This is a genomic window from Kitasatospora sp. NPDC001225, assembly GCF_053597855.1.
The window spans coordinates 84,547-90,746 of sequence record NZ_JBSFJC010000017.1 but is presented as its reverse complement, the minus strand read 5'-3'; the positions used below and the strand labels follow the sequence as shown (position 1 = coordinate 90,746).

General features: G+C 72.5%; 7 protein-coding genes. 3 read left to right on the top strand and 4 right to left on the bottom strand.

The genetic code is table 11. The features are described from left to right. A partial coding sequence (locus ACWDCZ_RS08670) for an acyl-CoA dehydrogenase family protein (protein ID WP_449815564.1) occupies positions 1-287 on the bottom strand: 287 nt, incomplete at its 3' end. Between the two features lie 286 nt (positions 288-573). Between ACWDCZ_RS08670 and ACWDCZ_RS08665 the strand changes: the two genes are divergently transcribed. Together ACWDCZ_RS08665 and ACWDCZ_RS08660 are read left to right on the top strand one after the other, a co-directional pair. Beyond that, positions 574-1,911, top strand: a complete 1,338-nt coding sequence (locus ACWDCZ_RS08665; RefSeq protein ID WP_416873560.1) for a UDP-glucose dehydrogenase family protein — start codon at positions 574-576, stop codon at positions 1,909-1,911. A gap of 42 nt (positions 1,912-1,953) precedes the next feature. Further along, complete coding sequence (locus tag ACWDCZ_RS08660; protein WP_449815563.1) at positions 1,954-2,367, top strand: CoA-binding protein; 414 nt, start codon at positions 1,954-1,956, stop codon at positions 2,365-2,367. Here the strand turns inward: ACWDCZ_RS08660 and ACWDCZ_RS08655 are convergent. From ACWDCZ_RS08655 to ACWDCZ_RS08645, 3 genes are read right to left on the bottom strand one after another with little or no spacing between them, the layout of a single operon-like run. Beyond that, on the bottom strand, positions 2,364-3,578 hold the full coding sequence (locus tag ACWDCZ_RS08655) for a dipeptidase (protein ID WP_074003877.1): 1,215 nt from the start codon (positions 3,576-3,578) through the stop codon (positions 2,364-2,366). The genes ACWDCZ_RS08660 and ACWDCZ_RS08655 overlap by 4 nt on opposite strands. 36 nt (positions 3,579-3,614) lie before the next feature. Then, the gene (purE, locus tag ACWDCZ_RS08650; protein WP_049650019.1) at positions 3,615-4,139 is read right to left on the bottom strand and encodes a 5-(carboxyamino)imidazole ribonucleotide mutase; all 525 of its coding nucleotides are present in this window, start codon (positions 4,137-4,139) and stop codon (positions 3,615-3,617) included. After that, positions 4,136-5,275, bottom strand: a complete 1,140-nt coding sequence (locus tag ACWDCZ_RS08645; protein ID WP_049650020.1) for a 5-(carboxyamino)imidazole ribonucleotide synthase — start codon at positions 5,273-5,275, stop codon at positions 4,136-4,138. The genes purE and ACWDCZ_RS08645 overlap by 4 nt, the downstream gene beginning before the upstream one ends. A gap of 259 nt (positions 5,276-5,534) precedes the next feature. On the opposite strand from ACWDCZ_RS08645, the gene ACWDCZ_RS08640 reads away from it, so the two are divergent. Beyond that, positions 5,535-6,095: a GtrA family protein gene (locus tag ACWDCZ_RS08640; protein ID WP_049650021.1), complete on the top strand. Its 561-nt coding sequence runs from the start codon at positions 5,535-5,537 to the stop codon at positions 6,093-6,095. Positions 6,096-6,200 lie beyond the last annotated feature (105 nt).

Below are 6,200 nucleotides of genomic sequence, written 5' to 3'. Positions count from 1 at the left end.
ATCAACGAGGACGACGCGCACACCCGCGCCACCTCCTCGATCACGATCACCGTCGCCAGCGCGTCCGCCCCCGCACCGCCGTACTCCTCCGGCACGTGCACCGCGTGCAGGTCGTTCCCCCGCAGCGCGTCCAACGCCTCCTGCGGGAACCGCCCCTGCTCGTCCACCTCCGCCGCGAACGGAGCGATCTTCGCCTCGGCCAGCGAACGCACCACCTCACGGAGCATCCCGTGCTCCTCGGAGATCCGGAAGAGATCGAAGTCAGCCGCCCCTGCGCTGCCCGCCATGATGCCTGCCTCGTCGTTCAGTGACCGATGCCCGGGCGAGGCCCGATCGAGGTCCGATCGACGCCCGGTGCGAGTCGAATCCGCGGTTAACTACCGTTCAGTAGAGATCCTAGGGCGCCGACCTGCGGCTGCCTAGCGTCCAGCGGCCGCCCGGTCGTTCATGTCCGCGCCCCGGGGGCGACCGGTGGGACGGCCCCTCCGGCGTGCAGGTGATCCCGGGGCGCCCCCGGCGGGCGGATAGCATCAGGGCATCCGTACTGGTCGCGTCCGCATCCAAGGAGAACCCGTGACCCTCCGCATCTCCGTGATCGGCACCGGCTACCTCGGCGCCACGCACGCCGCCGCGATGGCCGAGTTCGGCTTCGAGGTGCTGGGCCTGGACATCGACCCGGACAAGATCGCCATGCTGACCGCAGGGCGGGTCCCGATGTACGAGCCCGGGCTGTCCGAACTGCTGCTCAAGCACGTGGCAGGGCACGAGGGTTCGACCGGACGGCTGCGCTTCACCACCTCCGCCCGGGAGGCCGCCGAGTTCGGCGACGTGCACTTCATCTGCGTCAACACCCCGCAGCGCAAGGGCGAGTTCGCCGCCGACATGTCGTACGTCGACACCGCACTGGACGAGCTCGCGCCGCACCTGACCCGCCCCGCCCTGGTGGTCGGCAAGTCGACCGTCCCGGTCGGCTCGGCGGCCCGGCTGGCCGAGCGGCTGGCCGCGCTGGCGCCGGTCGGCGAGGGCGCCGAACTCGCCTGGAACCCGGAGTTCCTGCGCGAGGGCTTCGCCGTGCAGGACACCCTGCGGCCGGACCGGATCGTGGTCGGCGCCCACAGCGAGCGGGCCGAGCGGCTGCTGCGCGAGGTGTACGCGGAGCCGATCGCGGCCGGGGTGCCGTTCATGGTCACCGACTACGCGACCGCCGAACTGGTCAAGGCGGCCGCCAACTCCTTCCTGGCCACCAAGATCTCCTTCATCAACGCGATGGCCGAGGTCTGCGAGGCGGCCGGCGCGGACGTCACCCAGCTCAGCAAGGCGCTCGCCTACGACGAGCGGATCGGCGGCAAGTTCCTCAACTCCGGCCTCGGCTTCGGCGGCGGCTGCCTGCCCAAGGACATCCGCGCGTTCATGGCCCGGGCCGGCGAACTCGGCGCCGACCAGGCGCTGACCTTCCTGCGCGAGGTCGACTCGATCAACATGCGGCGCCGCTCCCGGATGGTCGAGCTGGCCCGCGAGCAGTGCGGCGGCGGCTTCCTGGGCCGCCGGGTCGCCGTCCTCGGCGCCGCCTTCAAGCCCAACTCGGACGACATCCGGGACTCCCCCGCCCTCAACGTGGCCGCCCAGATCCAGCTCCAGGGCGCCCAGGTCACCGTCTACGACCCCAAGGCCGTGGACAACGCCCGCAAGATGTTCCCCTCCCTCGCCTACGCCCACTCCGCCCTGGAGGCAGCCGAGGGCGCCCACGTCGTCCTCCACCTCACCGAGTGGTCCGAGTTCCGCGAGCTGGACCCGGCCGTCCTCGGCGCCGTGGTCGCCGAGCGCCGCCTCCTCGACGGCCGCAACGTCCTGGACGCCGAGGCCTGGCGCGCCGCCGGCTGGACCTACCGCGCCCTGGGCCGCCCGAGCTGACCGGGCAGGAATCCCGCACCGCCGCCCGGCGTTCCCACCGGCATGACGAGCTACGGCGACGACGCGGCGGTCCGCGAGATCCTCACCCGCACCGGTGACACCTGGGCGGTGGTGGGCCTGTCCACCAACACCGCCCGGGCCGCGTACGGGGTGGCCCGGGTGCTCCAGGAGTACGGCAAGCGGATCGTGCCCGTGCACCCGAAGGCCGAGACGGTCCTCGGCGAGCAGGGCTACGCCTCGCTCGCCGAGATCCCGTTCCCGGTCGACGTGGTGGACGTGTTCGTCCGGTCCGACCTCGCCGGGGAGGTCGCGGACGAGGCGGTCGCCATCGGGGCGAAGGCGGTCTGGTTCCAGCTGGGCGTGGTGGACGAGGCCGCGTACGGGCGGACGCGGGAGGCCGGGCTGGCCATGGTGATGGACCGGTGCCCGGCCATCGAGATCCCGCTGCTGGGCTAGGAGGCCGGGCCGTCCAGCTGCGCGATGGTGGCGATGGAGGGGCGGCGGCCCGCCCGCAGCCCGGCGGCCGCCGACTCGGCGTCGCGCAGGACGCGGACGGCGTTGTGCCAGGTGAGCTTGGCCAGGTCGGCCTCCGACCAGTGGCGGCCGAGGAGTTCGGCGACCAGGTTGGGGTAGCCGGCCACCGAGTCCAGGCCGTCCGGCAGGAAGGCGGTGCCGTCGAAGTCGCCGCCGATGCCGATGTGGTCGATGCCGGCCACCTCGCGCATGTGGTCGAGGTGGTCGGCGACGGTGGCCGGGGTGGCGATCGGGCGCGGGTTGGCGGCCTCGAAGGCGCGCTGGCGCTCCATGGCCGGCGGGGTGGTGTCCAGCGGGTGGAAGCCGTGGGCGCGCATGTTCCCGTCCGCGGCGACGGTCCACTCGATGGCGGCGGGCAGGATGAACTTCGGCACGAAGGTCGCCATCGCCACGCCGCCGTTGGCGGGCAGCTGGGCGAGCACGTCGTCCGGGATGTTGCGCGGGTGGTCGCAGACCGCGCGCGAGGAGGAGTGGGAGAACACCACCGGCGCCTCGCTCACCCGCAGGGCGTCGCGCATGGTGTCGGCGGAGACGTGCGAGAGGTCGACCAGCATGCCGAGCCGGTTCATCTCCCGGACGACCTCCTCGCCGAACCGGGTCAGCCCGCCGGCCGCCGGCTTGTCGGTCGCGGAGTCCGCCCACGGCACGTTGTCGTTGTGGGTGAGCGTCAGGTACCGGACGCCCAGCTCGTACAGGGCGCGCAGGGTGGCCAGCGAGCAGTCGATGGAGTGGCCGCCCTCGGCGCCCATCAGGGAGGCGATCCGGCCCTCGGCGCGGGCGGCCTCCATGTCGGCGGCGGTACGGGCCAGGCGCAGCCGGTCGGGGTAGCGCTCCACCAGGGCGTGGACGAAGTCGATCTGCTCCAGGGTGGCGCTCACGGCGTGGTCGCCGGCCAGCGAGGAGGGGACGTAGACGGACCAGAACTGGGCGCCGACGCCGCCCTCCGCGAGGCGGGCGAGGTCGGTGTGCAGCCGGTCGCTCTGGTCGGCGGCGAGGTCGAGCGCGCCGAGGTCGTACCCGGCCTGCTCGCGCATCGCCCAGGGGAGGTCGTTGTGGCCGTCCACCACGGGGGCGGTGCGCAGCAGGGCGCGGGCGCGGTCCAGCGGGGTGGGGGAGTCCAGGTCAGCGGTCATGCGTGCTGTTCTACCCCACGCCCGCGGGTGGCCGAACTACTTGCCGAAGCCGAAGGACGCGGAACCGGCCACCTTGGCGCGCAGCTTCCGGCCCTTCTCGGTGGCCTGGTTGTTCAGCTCGGCCTGGAAGTCGGTCATCTTCTCGGTGAGCTCGGGGTCGAAGGCGGCGAGCATCCGCACCGCGAGCAGGCCGGCGTTGCGCGCGCCGGCCACCGAGACGGTCGCGACCGGCACGCCGGCCGGCATCTGGACGATCGACAGCAGGCTGTCCATGCCGTCCAGGTACCGCAGCGGCACCGGCACGCCGATGACGGGCAGCGGGGTGACCGAGGCGAGCATGCCCGGCAGGTGGGCCGCGCCGCCGGCGCCCGCGATGATCGCCTTCAGGCCGCGCCCGTGGGCCTGCTCGCCGTACGCGACCATCTCGCGGGGCATCCGGTGGGCGGAGACGACGTCCACCTCGTACGGGACCTCGAACTCGTCCAGGGCCTGGGCGGCGGCCTCCATGACCGGCCAGTCGGAGTCCGAGCCCATCACGATGCCGATGAGGGGGTTGGTCATTCGGTGATCGTTCCTCGCAGGTAGGCGGCCGCGTGGCGGGCGCGCTCGCGGACGTCTTCGAGGTCGTCCCCGAAGACGTTGACGTGGCCGACCTTGCGGCCGGGCTTCACGTCCTTCCCGTACATGTGGATCCGCAGCCCGGGGTCGCGGGCCATGCAGTGCAGGAAGGGGTGGTACATGTCCGGGTAGTCGCCGCCGAGGACGTTGACCATGACGGTCCACCTGGCGCGCGGGCGGGGGTCGCCCAGCGGGAGGTCGAGGACGGCCCGCAGGTGGTTCTCGAACTGCGAGGTGACGGCGCCGTCCTGGGTCCAGTGCCCGGAGTTGTGCGGGCGCATGGCCAGCTCGTTGACGAGGATGCGGCCGTCGCGGGTCTGGAACAGCTCGACGGCGAGGTGGCCGACGATGCCGAGGTCCCCGGCGATCCGCAGGGCGAGCTGCTGGGCCTCGTCGGACAGGGCCGGGTCGAGGTCCGGCGCGGGGGCGGTGACCTCGGCGCAGACGCCGTTCTCCTGGACGCTCTCCACCACCGGGTAGGCGACGGCCTGGCCGCTGGGCGAGCGGACGACGTTGGCGGCCAGCTCGCGGACGAAGTCGACCTTCTCCTCGGCCAGCACCGCGACGCCGGCCAGGAACGGGGCGTGCGCCTGCTCCTCGTCGTCGACGACCCAGACGCCCTTGCCGTCGTAGCCGCCGCGGACGGTCTTCAGGACGACCGGGTAGCCGGTGCCCTCGTTCGCGAAGGCGGTCACGTCGGCCGGGTCGGCGACGAGCCGGTGCCGGGGGCAGGGCACGTCGATGGAGTCCAGCTTGGCCCGCATCACGCCCTTGTCCTGGGCGTTGACCAGCGCCTCCGGGCCGGGGCGGACGGCGATGCCGTCGGCCTCCAGGGCCCGCAGGTGCTCGGTGGGGACGTGCTCGTGGTCGAAGGTGATCACGTCGCAGCCGGCGGCGAAGGCGCGCAGGGTGTCGAGGTCGCGGTAGTCACCGAGGACGACGTCGGAGACCACCTGTGCGGCGGAGTCCTGGGGCGTGTCGGCGAGGAGTTTGAACCTGACCCCGAGCGGGATGCCCGCCTGGTGTGCCATGCGGGCCAGCTGCCCGCCACCGATCATGCCCACCACTGGAAAATTCACATTGCCCGGGGAAGTCACGCGGCCCAGGATATCCGGGCCGGTCGGGGGCGGTGGAGCCGCAGGTGGGGCCGCTGGAGCGGACGCGCGTAGATGTCAACCTGGCGCCCTGGGGGCTGAGCCGTTCGATGGAAGCGGGTAGCCTGGACGGCTAGGTCCTGGTCTGCGCGGTCCGATCATGTGCGTGCACGCAGGGCTCAAGGGGCGGCCGCGCGACCGCGACCGGCCCTTTCGACCAGCAGGCACATGGAGGCACTCCGGTATGGCGACGAACGCGGCTTCGGAACCCTCACTCGCGCAGAAGCTGCGTGGGCTCAAGGGCGAAGTGGTGAAGTTCGGCATCGTCGGCCTGAGCGGCGTGGTGGTCAACTTCGCCGTGTTCTGGGTCTGCCTCAACGGCATGGGCCTGGCCTCGGTGCGGTCGAACATCGTCGCGACGGTGATCGCGATCGCGACCAACTACCTGGGCTACCGCTACTGGCTCTACCGGGACCGCGACGCCGCCTCCCGCAAGCGCGAGATCACGCTCTTCCTGGTCTACAGCGGCATCGGCATGCTGATCGAGACCGGCGTCCTCGGCTTCTCGGTGTACGTGCTCGACCTGCGCTCGCACTACGAGCAGATCGGCGCCAAGGTGATCGGCCTCGCCGTGGCCACCGTGTTCCGCTTCGTCTCGTACCGCACCTGGGTGTTCAAGGCCGTGCCGGAGACCGTCGAGCTGCCCGCCCAGCAGTCGGTGGGCGCCGCCGCCGGCCAGGAGCTGGCCGCGCAGGCCGAGCTGATGCTGGCCACCGAGCGGATCCGGCTCGCCAAGGCCGAGTAGGCCCCGCGGTCCTCGCACCGCCCTCGTACCCCGCGCAGCCCCGGCTCGCCGAACCCGGCCGCCGGGGCTCGCCGTATCCCCGGCCGTATACCCCTGCCGCATCCC

Coding starts and splice junctions, on each gene's coding strand:
- ACWDCZ_RS08660 (WP_449815563.1), top strand. CDS start 1,954: ATGACGAGCTACGGCGACGACGCGGCGGTCCGCGAGATCCTCACCCGC.
- ACWDCZ_RS08655 (WP_074003877.1), bottom strand. CDS start 3,578: ATGACCGCTGACCTGGACTCCCCCACCCCGCTGGACCGCGCCCGCGCC.
- purE (WP_049650019.1), bottom strand. CDS start 4,139: ATGACCAACCCCCTCATCGGCATCGTGATGGGCTCGGACTCCGACTGG.
- ACWDCZ_RS08640 (WP_049650021.1), top strand. CDS start 5,535: ATGGCGACGAACGCGGCTTCGGAACCCTCACTCGCGCAGAAGCTGCGT.